A 13,595-nucleotide genomic window follows, 5' to 3' on the forward strand; every position below is an offset into this window, starting at 1 on the left:
AAACGGCCTCATTTTGTTCTTAGCCTGTCCAGCTGGAGGAAGTGGTGGCTCGGTTACTTTTCCATTTTCCGAAATTCGAGATCCCTGTAGCTGCTTTCTTCTTCAGGCACCAGATCCTTTCTGTTCAAAGCCAACAGCTTAAATGCAGTTGGGGCGAGCGAAAGGCCGACCAAGCTTGCGCCGAGGATCAGGACATTGGTAGGCACCACCCAGAGATTTCCCGATGTGAATACGCCCAAAATCATCAGGGTACTCAGGGGCATGGAGACGGCTAATACGTTGATGCCAAGATCCAAATCGAAGGTGCTCTTTTTGCTGCCGTTGTTGATTTCCATTTTCCGAATGGCAGACATGTGTGCAAATGGCCAGAAGCTTACGGCACTCTGGGGGAATACCACCACGAGCAACGCAGATGCAAAAGGCAAGCCCGGCACCAACCAAAGAAATAGCCCGCTCAGCAGAAAGGTAAACCCCGCTCTGAAGATCAGCAGCGAAAAGATGGTCTTGATCTGGCTCCACTTAAACATCACCGCTATTCCAATAAACAACAGCACCAGTGGAGTCATCACGTCTTTCAGCATCAGGATCGAAGCGGAGAGAAAGCCCGGCAGATCGTCCATATGTAGTCCAAGACTCAACAAAACGATAGCCGCCAGGATCACCACATTGATTGGCTCGCCGAGCATGGCCAAAAGCAACTCTTTGATCTTTTGTCGATTGGACCTGGACGGGAGCTGCTGGGTTTTGTAGTACCAGGACATCGCAAGCATATATGCTAGGATGAGCACGAAAATCTTGTTTCCGATATCCGCCAATGCTGCCCATGCCAGCAGATCATCGCCCAGGTATCGGGCGATAAAGGGAAAACAGGTCAATCCCGGCGCCAAAGAAGGCACCAACAGTGCCAGGGTGCGCATCTCCGCCGAATCCTTCTTTATCCCAAAAGCTGGCATGGAAAACCGGGTGAGGTACATCATCACCAGATTGAATCCCAAAGCCAAAACCGGAAGGAAAAGGAGATCCGGATTGATTTCGATTTTCATCAAGGCGACAAAAATCATAGCTGGTAAAGCAAGAGTCAGAATAAGGGTTTTCAGTCCTTTTTTTTGATCCTCCGATTGGAATTTTTGCTGGAGTAGGACTCCGATTCCAATCAGGAGGATAAGGGAAAGGGTTTTTTCCAAAGCTATACTCATGGGAAAAGAGGGTATTAGGCGGTAATTTTCTTGAAAGTTTCGACGAACTGGTGCATCTCATCCATAGTGCCCATGCTCACCCGGCACCAAGGTTTGTCATCGATCTTGAAGACTCGGATGCCCACGCCCCCATCATACATGCCCTTCATAAAAGGCTGTCCCTCCATGGCTATGGGAAAGATCATGAAGGAGGTGCTGGACGGGATAATATTGTAGCCTAAAGCGCCAATCTCGGAAGCGGTGTATTCTCGGCATTCGGTGTTTAGTTTCCTGCAATTCGCCAAAAACTCCTGCTCGTTCATGCTTGCAATGGCGCCTTTGAGAGAGGTCACACAGAGTCCCATGGTGCTTCTCACTAGGGAAGTGATGGTCTCGATTCGCTCCGGTTGGGCTACGATATAGCCGATTCTCAGTCCCGCCATTCCATGGATTTTGGAGAAAGTACGGGCGACAATCACGTCTTTGCCCTCCGCGACCAGACCGACCATGGTATTGGCTTCAGGATTGTCCAAAAACTCCAAGTAGGCCTCGTCGACAAATACGGGTACTTTTTCGGAAGTCTTGGAGCAAAAAGCTTTCAACTTAGCCGCATCGGTGATGGAGCCAGTCGGATTGTTGGGATTGCAGATGTACACCAACTTGGTGTCCGAATCCACTTCTTTGGCCATCGCGTCCAAGTCATGCTGATAATCGGCAGTGAGAGGAGTAGGCTTCCAAAACGCTCCCATAGACTGGGCAGTGTTCATGATGGACATGTATGCGGGGTCAGCCGATACGATGTTTCCCCCGTTGCGGAATTGCACAAAGGCGGTTTTCTCCAGTAGATCGGAAGAGCCTGGTCCCATCATGATATGGTCAGGGGTCACGCCTTCTTTCTCCGCGATCATCTTGATCAGTGTGGCGGCGTCGCCATGCCCGTAGCGATTTCCTATGGAAACCGAGTTGGAGATCGCCTGAATCACTTTTGGAGAAGGACCGTAGGGATTTTCATTGGCATTGAGCTTTGCAATGATTCTTGCCTCATCGTAGTTGAAAGCCGGAAGATATTCCTTCAGCCGGCTTTCGGGTTGGTACGCATGGAGGTTTTCCTTGGCGGCGAAGGCGATGGAAGGTGCCAAGCTCATGGTGCCCATGGCCATCAAGCTTGATTTGAGCCAGTTTCGTCTGCTGATTGGTTGTTTCATGATGATTGAATTTGAGTAAAAGTGATTGTTGAGGATTTTATTGAACTCTAACCGTGTGGTATTTTCTGAAAGCGATTGATTTATGCGTGCCCGCAAACTCCAGCCTTACCTGCGTTCCGCTTGTTGGGGCCTCTATGCCAAGGTCGGCCCAGCTGATGACGAGTTCCGCATTCCCTTCCGCATTGGTGGTAAGGGACGCGACTTTGCGGGTGCTCGCCACGTAGACGTCCAGTGCAAGGTTGGGGACAGGTATGGAGTCAATTCCCAGGTTATGGTCTAGGATATTGGTTTTGTCCAGTTCTAAAGTCTTTGAGTTGACCGAAACCGTGGATGTGGCAGGGAAACTGGTTCCCTCCAGGAGGATCAAAACCGGAGCGGCAACGTTGGGAGTGACCAGATCTTCAGTTTCCACACAAGCCTGTGAAAACAGCAGCAGGGATAGTGCGAGGATCAGGGAGATATTTCTTATGAATTTGTTCATGGTTTTTCTTATTGAGCGTGGAAACTGAATTATTCGACCCACCAAAGTGGAGTTCTCATGTTGTCGGGACCGCCGAGCTTGCTGATGCCTTCGTTGAGATTGGTCTCATTGAGAGAGTATTCGGAGGTAGGGTATTCGATTCGGGTGGGCAAAACGCCATCGTTGGAAAACACGGCATTGGGGTGCGGAGGAGGCATCACTGGAAAACCCGTTCTTCGGTACTCAACCCAAGCTTCTACTCCCTGTCCAAAGAGCGCCAGCCACTTTTGCGTCATGATAGCTTCCTTGGACACGACGCCGATACGGCTCATGTAGTCGGCAGGCATGGTTAGGCCATGCTGCTCAAAGCTGGCTTCAATAGCCTCTTCCAACAGCACCGCCGCATCCCCGTCTATGTCTCCGTCAAAGGCCGCTTCCGCCTTGATAAAGAGCAGCTCTGGATAGGTCATGAGCAGGCTTGGCGCAACCGGGCTCAGGTATTTGGTGCCAATGCGGGAGGCGTTGAATGTTCCCGCCGCGGCATCGGTGAGCCCATTGGGAAGTCCTACGTAGCTGCCATCGGCAAGAGGCTGGGCGTAGATAGTGACGCGCTCGTCATCCAAAGCAAGGAGCTTGTCGATGAGTGTTGAGCTGACATTCCAGTCGGACCGGGTCGAAAACACATCAAACATCTTGTTTCTGCTACCGATCACGTCAAAGTGCTGGAGATGGGCGGCCTCCGACTGACTGGTAAACACGGGATATGTGGAAGGGTCGGCAATAATCTTGGCCATGATTGCCCTGGATTCTGACGGTTTCTTGGCCGCTTGGCGATTTGCGATTCTAAGCGCCAGCGAGTTGGCAAACTTCTTCCATCGCATGATGTCTCCATTGAACAAGATGTCCCCGCTGATGGGTGCACCGCCGACGACCAGATTGGTATTGGCCTCTTCAAGGTCAGCTAGTAAGCCTGCATAGATCTCCTCCATCGAATCATATTTTGGAGAGTTGACGCTGACTTCAGCGGTTCCCTGCAATGCTTCGGAATAGGGAATTGGTCCAAAAACATCAGTGAGGTAAGAGAAAGCGAAGGCCTTCATCACCAGGGCCACTCCTACATAGTTTGAGTTTGCGTAGGCAGCATCTGGAGCTGAGAGGCTTTTGATCCGCTCAAAATTGACTAGGGATTCGGTATAAATTCGGTTCCAGGTGCCGGAGGAGACGGTCAGGGGAATTTCATAGCTGTCGCCTTCCGCGTTGATGTAGATGTTTCTGGAGAGATGTTGTATCCAGCACATCGCCGCATCGATGTTCAGCCGTTCGTATCTGGTGCTGTGACCCCAGTATCTATCCACCACGGTCTGGATGGCATTGGGGAGGAGCAAAGCCGGTGCGATCTCTACCGGGTTGTTGGGGTCGGTGTTCATTTCTTCAAACTCGCCGGTGCAGGACTGCGCTGTCCAAGCCGCCAATACGATGAAGAGTGCCGAGAGTGACTTTATATAAGTTTTTTTCATGACAGATGGAGTTTAGGTTTGGCTGATCAAAAAGTGATGTTCAGGTTGAAACCCATATTTCGGGTACTGGGCATTTCCCCATAGGCGAAGCCTTGGGCGTTGCCTCCTTTATTGTCCACCTCTGGGTCCATGTGGGGGTGGTTTTTATAGAGAATCGCTAGGTTTCTTGCGACGAAAGTGAGATTCATCGACTGGATAAAATTGTTTCGAAGAAAGTTTTCGGGGAAGCTGTAGCCAAAGGTCAGTTCTCTCAGCTTGACATAGGTGCCGTCAAATATTCCGGCTTCGTGGTAGGTCCGTGGATTTTGTGCGTTCCAGAAGGTGGTTGCATTGACGATCACGTCATTTGGAGCGTAGACTGGATCCTCAGCGGTGCCAATATTCATGACTCCTTTTCCGATAATTCCTTCTTCGCGACCAGCTGCGGTCTCTGCGTATTGGCCGGTTTTCCTTGCCAAGCCAGTACCCACGTCAAAGATATCGCCTCCCATCTTTACGTCTATCAAAGTAGACAGTGTGAATCCTTTAAAACTGAACGAGTTGGAAAGCCCACCGATCCAGTCCGGCTGGATGTTGCCTAGCGCATGGGTTCCCTCTTCGAGGATGGGAAGGCCATTGTTGTAGATCAACTCACCCTCTGGGCTGCGTAGATAGCGACGGCCGTAAAGTGTACCGTAGGGCTGACCTACGCGCGCTTCCGAAGTCAAGCTGTTCTGCGTGCCCAAAATGTAGTTTTCCAAGCCTTCGGCCAGCTCTACGACCTTGTTTCGATTTCTCGCAAAGTTCAGAGAGAGATCCCAAGAGAATCCCGACGGAAGTACTACGGGTCGGGCGTTGAGCATCACTTCTATCCCTTGGTTGGTAATCTCACCAGCATTCAAGATCTGGCTGCTGTAGCCCGAGGCAGTGGAGATGGATACCGCTAGGATCTGGTTGATCGTGGATTGGTGGTAGTAGGTCATGTCCAGTCCCAATCTTCCTTGGAAGAAACGTACGTCCAATCCCAGCTCTTTTCCCGTCGTGATTTCCGGCTTTAGGTTGCGGTTTGCGATTTCCTTGGACTCCGTGTAGGTCGGGGTAGTGCCAGCCCAGAGTCCCATCGAGGTGTACACTTGGTTGAGCATGTAGGGGTCGGCGTCGTTTCCAACTTGGGCCAAGCTCGCCCTGACTTTCGCAAAGGAGAGGACGTTGGATGAAACATTAAACATGTCCGTCAATACCGCGCTAAGGGCAACGGAAGGATAGAAAAAGGAATTGTTGTCCACAGGCAGGGTGCTAGACCAATCATTTCTGCCCGTAAGGTCTAGGAACAGCACGTTTTTATAACCCAGTTGTGCCGAGCCAAAGACGCTGTTCACCACTTGCTCACTGGTCTCGCTTGACGGCGTGGTCGGACTCGCATAATTGCCTAGGTTGTAAAGACCGTCGATGGTCAATTCGCCGACGTTTACTTGGGTTCTTTTGTAGTTGTTTGTGCGGTTGATAGCTCCAGCCTGGAGTTTCATGGAGAAAGTTTGGGAAATGTCTTTGTCAAAGGTTAGGATCAGATCATTGTTCGTTTCTTGGCTTCTGAGCGCTATCTCCTGATAGGAACCCAACCTTCTGACATTGTTTTTTGTGAACTCAACCCCCGTAACGTTTTCTCTCAAATCGGACCAAAAGTCCGTACCACTGCGCAGCATGACGCTGAAGTGCTCGCTGATGTCATAGCTGAGTGCGATGTTGCCGACTAGGCGATCTTTCTCGTTGGCATTGGTATAGGCTTCCTGATAGAAGAATGGATTTGAGAAGTACTCATGCTGCCAGTTGGCGTAGGGATAAAAGTCTCCGCTGCGGAAGGTGGCCGCTTGTATGTCGTAGTAGTCTCGCCAGTTTTTTAGCTTGGTATAGTCTGTGTGGCGATGGGCCCAGATGAAGTCCTGGCTGCCGGAGAAGTTTCTGTTGTCAGAGCCGGACTTGATGTATTCGGCATTGACCATCACCTGCAGCGCGGGAGTGAATTTGTAGGAAGTGTTGAGCTTGAAGTTGTTTCGCCAGTAGTCATTGTTCAGCATGATGCTGGTCTGGTCCATTTTTCCCACCGAAAGGCGGAAGCTTCCCAGCTCATTACCCCCGGAGAGCGCGACATTATAGGATTGCGTGCTGCCCGTTTCCCAAAAATCCTCCCAGTTGTTAGGCTGGGGAAGGAGGGCGACCTTCTCAGGTGCCGAGTACCAAAGAGGCACCATCCGGCCATCCATTGGAGCTCCCCAGCTTTCATCGACCCCAGCGGTGCCGCGTATCCCTTCCGCGTCAAATCCGTTTCGGCCGTCAACGTACCAGGTACTGTAGCCAGCCCCACCCCCGTAGATGTTTTGAAAGTTTGGCTTGACCAAAGGATTGTCCCAAGTCATGTTGGTGTTGAATTCCAGACCAATGCCTTTGGTGCCTTCCCCGTTTTTGGTGGTGACCATGATCACGCCGTTTGCCGCCCGAGAGCCGTAGAGTGCAGCTGCGGTAGCACCTTTCAGCACATTGATCTCCTTGATATTGTCGGGGTTCAGTTCGGATAGGCCACTGCCATATTTTTTGGAAGAGCTCTGCTCCAGCGGTACTCCGTCGACCACGATCAGAGGTTCGTTGTTCCCAGCCACGGACGAAGATCCCCTGATGACAATGTGAGACCCGCTGCCAGGACTGGAGTTGCCAGTGATCTGCACCCCGGCTACACGACCGGAGAGGGAGTTGGCCACGTTTGCCGCCCGGGCCCGGGTGAGGGCATCCCCATTTACACTTTGGGTTGAATATCCCAGGGCTTTTTTGTCCCTAGCCAAACCAAAGGCAGTGATCACCACTTCACTGAGCGCCAGATCCGAAGGGGCGAGGATAATGCTGTATTCCGACTGTGTGGAGACTGGGATTTCTTGGGTGGTAAACCCGATAAATGAAACTACCAGGACTGGATTGGTCAGGTTTTCATCAAAGGTCAGGGAAAACCTTCCGTCCAAATCTGTCACCACGCCGATCTTGGTATCCTTGATCAAGACGCTTGCTCCGGGGATGGCCATTTCCGTGTCGTCAAACACAATACCTTCGATGGTTCGCTCGGCTTGTATTGCTGCCTTGGAAGGCGAGGGTATAGATTCGGTTTTGCTGTTGGCGCTTGGCTGGGAAGTGCTTTCTTTTACCACCATGTAGAAGTTGCCAGAGCCTTTTTTGTATTGCAATTGGCTACCCTTGAGGATGCGGTTCAGGTTTTCTTCGGCCGAAAGTTGGGAATTGATTGCCGCTGGAGTAGCGCTTCCTGTTACCAAGTTAGACGGATAGGCGATGGATATCGCATAGATCTCTTCCAGATCTCTGAGTGCAGACTCCAGCGTTTTGGAGTCATGGGCCGCATTGGGGCCAGGCCCTTTGGCCAGTTGCTGAGGGGTTTGACCGTAGGAGGATGGTGGGAGCGTGACCGCTCCAGCCATCCCCACTACCAACAAACAGCGGGTAAATTTTGAGAACATAGATTAAGTGGTTAGTGGTTAGAATGATAGATTGAGAGGTTTTGGGTTTACTGCTAATCATTCTTCCAAATCCCATCCGGGATTTTTGCTCTATGTCTTTTTCCTGATTCATTAGAACAGGAGTATTTACTTAATCACTGTTGGTCTATTGTTTTGCTGGTTTAGTTTGTTTCAGATTGTTTTATATGGGCTATTGTTACTTTGCTTCCGTTCAAAGTGATCGACGTGCCAAACAGAATTCCGAGGTTTTCTAGTACTACTTCGGGCCGGTCAGAGAGTGGTAGACTCCCGGATACAGCTGTCCCACTTTGTAAGGTGCCTGCATCGTCGAGCGTAAGGTCATAGATCTCGAGTACGGTCTCCAATACCTTTCCGAGATTTTCATTCTCCATTTTCAGCTTCCTGTCCCTCCAGGAGCTTAGCCTTTCCGGGTTTTCTACTCGGATCGAATTAAGGTTTTTTCCCCTCGGGTCCATCTTGGCGCATTCACCCGGAGTCATCAGATGTTCGGAGACTCCGTTTTTTCCCTCGTAGCCCAGCAGCACGCTTCCTTCCATCAAGGTGACTTTCTCCACCAGACCGGAGCTTTTCACATTGAATTTGGTCCCGAGTACCGTCACTCCGAGATCACCACCTTCGTTTACTTCAAAGGTGTTTCCCTCTCCATCTTTCCGAATGGAAAAGAATGCTTCACCTTCCAGCCTGACTTTCCGGTCAAAGCCAGAAAGCCTGCTCATCCGGTAGCTCAATGTCGAATTGGAGTTGAGCGTGACTGAGGAGCTATCGGGTAGGGTAAGTTCAAGAATTTCGTCAGCTGTGGTGTGGTAAACCACCTCAATACTGCCGGTCCAGACCCAGATCGAAATTGCTGAAACTAGGACAAGAGAAATAGAGGCGGCAAGCGTGACCTTTTTCCAGATTCTCTTTCTTCTGATCACCTGCCTCTGCCTGATTTCAATTCCCGTCTTGATCGCGTCAAACATTTTTTTCTGTAAAGCGACTTCTTCGCTTTCGTTTAATCCTTCCAAATAGTCCTCGCTGTTTTGCATGCTTGTTTGGATTTTCGGGGACTAGTTGGGAAATATTAATAGTAGCTGGTCTGTTTTCATTTACTTAGTCAACTGAGAATGTTTTTTCCTCCAGTGCCAGTTGAAAAAAAGATGGTTTTTTTTTCAAAAGCCGGAAAACGGAGTCTATGAGGTGTTTTTTCTTCTGTGTTTTTAAATTGATTAAAGAAAAAAGAAGAGGGGATCTTGAAGTAGCGCCATTCCGCTCGCCAATGTCAGCTCTCTCAGGCTGACCCGAAGGTCTTTGATGGCGCGTATTAGGTGCTTCTCGACTGTGCTTACCGAAATCTCCATGACATCAGCAATTTCACTGTAGCTCAGTCCTTTATTGAATCGAAGTTTGTAAGCCTTTTGCCTTTGGATTGGGAATTTTTTGATAATCCCCTTGATGTTCAGTTTTAAATCTTTGAATTGAATCAGCTCCTCTATGGAGATGCTGGTATCTGGACTTTGTGCTTTCAGCGTATCCAAATATTTCTCCCGGATTGATCTAGATTTGTATTGGTTGATGATCCTGAAGTTGACGGAGCTATGTAGGTAGGACGACAGTGATTCGTAGATGCTGATGGATTTTCGGCGAACCCAAAGGTCTATAAATACCTCCTGCACGATTCCTTCCACTATCTCGCGCTGGTTGAGTTTCCTCATGCCGAAGTTGAAAAGTTGCTTCCAATACCGATTGTAGATTTCCTCAAATGCGGCATCTGAGTCATTCTTGATCCTTTCCAGCAACCTTTTTTCGTAGAGCACTTTCTCGGACATAGGAAATCTAGTGTAGTTGAAGGATTATCGATGCATTGAATTTTTTATAAACAGGGTTATAAATTAGGATCAATTGAATAAAAAAATGTTAAAAAATCAAATTATGGTTTATAAAAAAGTATAAATGTAAAATATGTATGTAAAAATCGGCTTTCTAGGGTTTTTCAATCGGTTTCGAGTTTTTTGGTTTTTTTTGCCTCCCTAGCTGTGAAGGTGAGAACGAAAGCTACAATTCTAGCTAAGTGTCGCGCCCAACATAGATCAGGTGGGACCAAGTTCAATATTCCCCGATATTTTGACCAGCGGCATATTCCCGCCACGCATTTTCTTTAAATTACCTCCGCGCTTCCCAGGCTACCCATATACAGCAGGATAGTCTCGGAGGGCCTTTTTTATAGGTTTAAACCTTGTCCACACAGCCCAAAATGAACCTGTCCGATCCACGCAACTGGAAACATAAACTATCCAATTCCCACCAGCTCGGTGGCATAGAAACATCGGTCATTGACAATGGCTCCGGTCGGGGAGTAAGGATAGCGTGGGTCAATACGGGAACCGGACTTCGGTATAAGCTGGTACTGGACAGGGGAATGGATATTTTGGATGCATTTCACAATCAATACAGCCTTGCTTGGATTTCCCAAGCGGGACTGACGGCTCCGCAGCTTTTTGCCAACAGAGGCATAGATTGGCTGCGAACTTTTGGGGGAGGGCTTCTAACCACTTGCGGGCTTTCCAATGCAGGGCCTCCAAATGAAGACGAAAATGGCTCCAGAGGACTTCATGGAAACTACTCCAATTCCCCTGCGGAACTTGTCTCGATCAAGCAGCCGGATATTTTCGCCGGAGATTTTGGTTTCGAGATCGTAGCCAAAGTGCGTGAGACCACGACTTTTGGGCCAAGCTTGGAGATGATTAGAACTATCTCGGGTAGTATTGGGTCTGCTGAGATCCATATCAATGACCAAGTCATTAACCGTGGCAATTCGCCAGCTCCCCACATGCTCCTCTACCACATCAACTGCGGATGGCCGCTGATCGACGACGGAACTCGGATTGTTTGGAAAGGGGAGAAGAAGCCCAAGGCTACCGATGCCAACAATACCGAATTCAACCGGAAACATGAGTTTACCCGATGTGCGCCGCCGATGGACGAGCATGCCGGCTTTGGCGAGGACGTCGCTTTTATCGATCCTAAAGTAGATGCCAATGAGCAAGTGGTTTGTGGCTATGCCAACGATGGATTGGGGTTGGCCCTTAGAATCAGCTTTTCCAAAGCCCAATTGCCATGGCTGATCAACTGGCAGCACTGGGGAAAAAATGAATACGTGACAGCCCTGGAACCTGCCACCCATCCGCCTATAGGTCAAGCCGCAGCTCGGGAAAATGGAACGCTTATTTTGTTGGAACCCGGAGAAAGTCGAACCTACGATCTTAGGATGGAGGTACTAACCGGAGAGGAAGTTGGGAATTTTAAAAAGTAACAGTCGAACATCAGAATTTTGGAAATCAAATAACGAATAAGCAATAACCTAATTACCAATAACCATGAGTTTAGCCAAAAAAGCCCTAGAGCAGGGCGAAGGAATATTGAGACTGACGCCTACTTGGGTGCCGAGGTCTTTTTGCGTACCGGGGCGACGAATCAAGCTTCATCCCGATGACTATTATGCCCTTGGCGGCATGCGGGGAGGGATTGACGAGCGCTGGTTTTCCTCTACCACTCCAGCCGAAAACGGTCCCCTCACTTCCAAGAACGAAGGCTTGTCCCACATCGCTTACGAAGAAGGCGGCAAGACGGAGCTCTTTCTTCTAAAGGATGCCATTGCCGAATTGGGTGGTGAAATCATTGGTTCCAGGCTTTGGGATAAGTACAAATCCTGGCCCATGTACTCCAAGTTTTTTGACAACATGGGGCCTTTACCCCACCACATCCACCCGAGCGATGAATTCGGTAAGCTAACCGGGCAAAACGGAAAGCCTGAAGCCTACTATTTCCCGCCGCAGGTGAACAATCATGGTGGCGATTTCCCTTATACTTTTTTTGGCATCGCGCCAGGCACGAGCAAAGAGACCATTCTCCAGTGTTTGAAGGATTTCAAAAAGGGCGACAACAAGATCACCAACTATTCCCAAGCCTTTAGACTTCAGCCGGGAACGGGCTGGGACGTTCCTCCGGGCATGCTCCATGCGCCGGGTTCGCTGTGCACCTATGAACCACAAAAGGCTTCCGATATCTTCGCGATGTACCAGTCTCTGGTCAACGAGGCGATTATTCCCGAGGAATTGCTTTGGAATGCTACCCCAAAAGATCGATGGGGTGACTTCGATCTGCTCGTGGAGATGATCGATTGGGATCTCAACGTCAATCCAAATCTGATGGACAATCACTACATGGAGCCGAGACCGGTAGAGCCAGTAGAAAAGATGCATGCGGCAGGCTATCACGATGCATGGATCTGCTACCGTTCGCGCGATTATTCGGCGAAGGAACTGACAGTATTCCCAGGGCAAACCGTCACCATCACCGACGGAGCTTCCTACGGGATGATCATGATGCAGGGACACGGAACCATGGGCGCATGGGATATCGAAACGCCTTCTTTGATCCGATTTGGACAGCTGACTCACGACGAATATTTCGTTAGTGAAAAGGCAGCCAAAGCAGGTGTGAAGATCACAAATCTCTCCAAGACCGATCCTATCGTGATGTTGAAGCACTTTGGTCCGGACAACCCGGATTTGGTGATAAAATAATCGTCAACAGTCCACAGTCGACCGAAATGCGGTGGACTGACCGTTGACAACCCTTCGACTTCGCTCAGGTGACATATCAATAGCTAATAACCCTATAACTTAATAACCTGTAACAATGAACAACTTCCCAAAACTCCATAATGCCACTTGGCCGGGACTGGTCGGAAAAGGCCCCGACTCCGAGCCGGTGATTCCATTTGATTCCTTGCTGGAGATGACCGCCGCCGCCGAGGTGGATGGCGTCAAGTTTGACGGCATAGATGTGGGGCTCTTGGAGCCGCATTTTGACCTGAACAATCCCGACGAAGCCAAGAAATTGGCCGATAAAGTTTCCAAGCATAACCTCAAAGTTGGATCTTTGGTAGCCCCGATTTGGGCCGGCTCCGCGATGGGAACTGCCGATCAGCGTAAAACTTTTGTGGAGATGGTGCGCAAATCCTGCGAGTTTGGACAGAAACTGAAAGAACTTGGCGTCAGAAACTACGGCATCGTACGAATTGATTCCGCTGCTGGAGTATCGGATTGGGCCAAAGATCCCGTGGCCAATACCAAGCTCATTGCGCAGACTTTCCAAGAGGCGGCGGATGTTGCGGCTGGGTTTGGTGAGAAACTCGCAGCGGAAGGTGAAATCTGCTGGGGAGCCATGCACAGCTGGAAGCACATGGTGGAACTGCTGGAAATGGTGGACAGAAAGAATGTAGGTTTCCAAGCCGACATGTCCCACACCTTCCTTTATACCATGGGTTACAATGCGCCTGAACATAGAATCCTTCCGGAGGGAGCTGACTTGAAAGACCGTGAGGCAGTCAAGGCCGCTTTGAAAACCGTTACCGACGCACTTCGTCCATGGACGATCGACTTCCACGTGGCTCAAAATGATGGTTCTGTCTTCGGCTCAGGGTCACACGACAAGACCGGACGCCACTGTCAAGCTACTGATCCGAATGGGGTTTTGGATATCGCACATGACGCAGGATACTGGCTGAGAGACGAAAATGGTCAACTGACCAAAGCCTTCCAGCATATCTGTTGGGATGGCTGTATGTTCCCCAACCAAGTAATGAACAACCAGCAAACTTGGAACGACATTTTGGCCGCTATGATCAAGGTGCGTGAAGCGCATGGCTGGAAAGGCTGATTTACGATTTAAGAAAGACG

General features: G+C 49.8%; 10 protein-coding genes. 3 read left to right on the top strand and 7 right to left on the bottom strand.

The features are described 5' to 3' along the window. Nucleotides 1–53: 53 nt before the first annotated feature. The 7 genes from J0A67_RS20345 to J0A67_RS20375 all read right to left on the bottom strand — a co-directional run bounded on the left by J0A67_RS20345 (nucleotide 54) and on the right by J0A67_RS20375 (nucleotide 9,680). Nucleotides 54–1,196, bottom strand: a complete 1,143-nt coding sequence (locus tag J0A67_RS20345; RefSeq protein WP_206571230.1) for an AEC family transporter — start codon at nucleotides 1,194–1,196, stop codon at nucleotides 54–56. Nucleotides 1,197–1,210: 14 nt separating this feature from the next. Then, nucleotides 1,211–2,380: a pyridoxal phosphate-dependent aminotransferase gene (locus J0A67_RS20350; RefSeq protein ID WP_206571231.1), complete on the bottom strand. Its 1,170-nt coding sequence runs from the start codon at nucleotides 2,378–2,380 to the stop codon at nucleotides 1,211–1,213. A gap of 37 nt (nucleotides 2,381–2,417) precedes the next feature. After that, complete coding sequence (locus J0A67_RS20355; protein WP_206571232.1) at nucleotides 2,418–2,861, bottom strand: hypothetical protein; 444 nt, start codon at nucleotides 2,859–2,861, stop codon at nucleotides 2,418–2,420. A 29-nt stretch (nucleotides 2,862–2,890) separates the two neighbouring features. Next, complete coding sequence (locus J0A67_RS20360) at nucleotides 2,891–4,357, bottom strand: SusD/RagB family nutrient-binding outer membrane lipoprotein (RefSeq protein WP_206571233.1); 1,467 nt, start codon at nucleotides 4,355–4,357, stop codon at nucleotides 2,891–2,893. Nucleotides 4,358–4,383: 26 nt separating this feature from the next. Beyond that, nucleotides 4,384–7,851, bottom strand: a complete 3,468-nt coding sequence (locus J0A67_RS20365; protein WP_206571234.1) for a SusC/RagA family TonB-linked outer membrane protein — start codon at nucleotides 7,849–7,851, stop codon at nucleotides 4,384–4,386. Between the two features lie 161 nt (nucleotides 7,852–8,012). Beyond that, a complete protein-coding gene (locus tag J0A67_RS20370) occupies nucleotides 8,013–8,900 on the bottom strand; it encodes a FecR family protein (RefSeq protein WP_206571235.1) in 888 nt (295 codons plus the stop codon). Between the two features lie 180 nt (nucleotides 8,901–9,080). Further along, nucleotides 9,081–9,680, bottom strand: coding sequence for an RNA polymerase sigma factor (locus J0A67_RS20375; RefSeq protein WP_206571236.1), 600 nt, complete (start codon nucleotides 9,678–9,680; stop codon nucleotides 9,081–9,083). 425 nt (nucleotides 9,681–10,105) lie between these two features. On the opposite strand from J0A67_RS20375, the gene J0A67_RS20380 reads away from it, so the two are divergent. From J0A67_RS20380 to J0A67_RS20390, 3 genes are all read left to right on the top strand, one after another. Then, nucleotides 10,106–11,164 (top strand): aldose 1-epimerase family protein, encoded by a 1,059-nt coding sequence (locus J0A67_RS20380; RefSeq protein WP_206571408.1) that lies wholly within the window; start codon nucleotides 10,106–10,108, stop codon nucleotides 11,162–11,164. Between the two features lie 64 nt (nucleotides 11,165–11,228). Beyond that, the gene (locus tag J0A67_RS20385; protein WP_206571237.1) at nucleotides 11,229–12,437 is read left to right on the top strand and encodes a cupin domain-containing protein; all 1,209 of its coding nucleotides are present in this window, start codon (nucleotides 11,229–11,231) and stop codon (nucleotides 12,435–12,437) included. Nucleotides 12,438–12,552: 115 nt separating this feature from the next. Beyond that, nucleotides 12,553–13,575: a sugar phosphate isomerase/epimerase family protein gene (locus J0A67_RS20390; protein WP_206571238.1), complete on the top strand. Its 1,023-nt coding sequence runs from the start codon at nucleotides 12,553–12,555 to the stop codon at nucleotides 13,573–13,575. The last annotated feature ends 20 nt before the right edge of the window (nucleotides 13,576–13,595 follow it).

The sequence above is a fragment of the Algoriphagus aestuariicola genome, from assembly GCF_017254835.1.
GTDB lineage: Bacteria > Bacteroidota > Bacteroidia > Cytophagales > Cyclobacteriaceae > Algoriphagus > Algoriphagus aestuariicola.

Coding starts and splice junctions, on each gene's coding strand:
- J0A67_RS20345 (WP_206571230.1), bottom strand. CDS start 1,196: ATGAGTATAGCTTTGGAAAAAACCCTTTCCCTTATCCTCCTGATTGGA.
- J0A67_RS20350 (WP_206571231.1), bottom strand. CDS start 2,380: ATGAAACAACCAATCAGCAGACGAAACTGGCTCAAATCAAGCTTGATG.
- J0A67_RS20355 (WP_206571232.1), bottom strand. CDS start 2,861: ATGAACAAATTCATAAGAAATATCTCCCTGATCCTCGCACTATCCCTG.
- J0A67_RS20360 (WP_206571233.1), bottom strand. CDS start 4,357: ATGAAAAAAACTTATATAAAGTCACTCTCGGCACTCTTCATCGTATTG.
- J0A67_RS20365 (WP_206571234.1), bottom strand. CDS start 7,851: ATGTTCTCAAAATTTACCCGCTGTTTGTTGGTAGTGGGGATGGCTGGA.
- J0A67_RS20370 (WP_206571235.1), bottom strand. CDS start 8,900: ATGCAAAACAGCGAGGACTATTTGGAAGGATTAAACGAAAGCGAAGAA.
- J0A67_RS20375 (WP_206571236.1), bottom strand. CDS start 9,680: ATGTCCGAGAAAGTGCTCTACGAAAAAAGGTTGCTGGAAAGGATCAAG.
- J0A67_RS20380 (WP_206571408.1), top strand. CDS start 10,106: ATGAACCTGTCCGATCCACGCAACTGGAAACATAAACTATCCAATTCC.
- J0A67_RS20385 (WP_206571237.1), top strand. CDS start 11,229: ATGAGTTTAGCCAAAAAAGCCCTAGAGCAGGGCGAAGGAATATTGAGA.
- J0A67_RS20390 (WP_206571238.1), top strand. CDS start 12,553: ATGAACAACTTCCCAAAACTCCATAATGCCACTTGGCCGGGACTGGTC.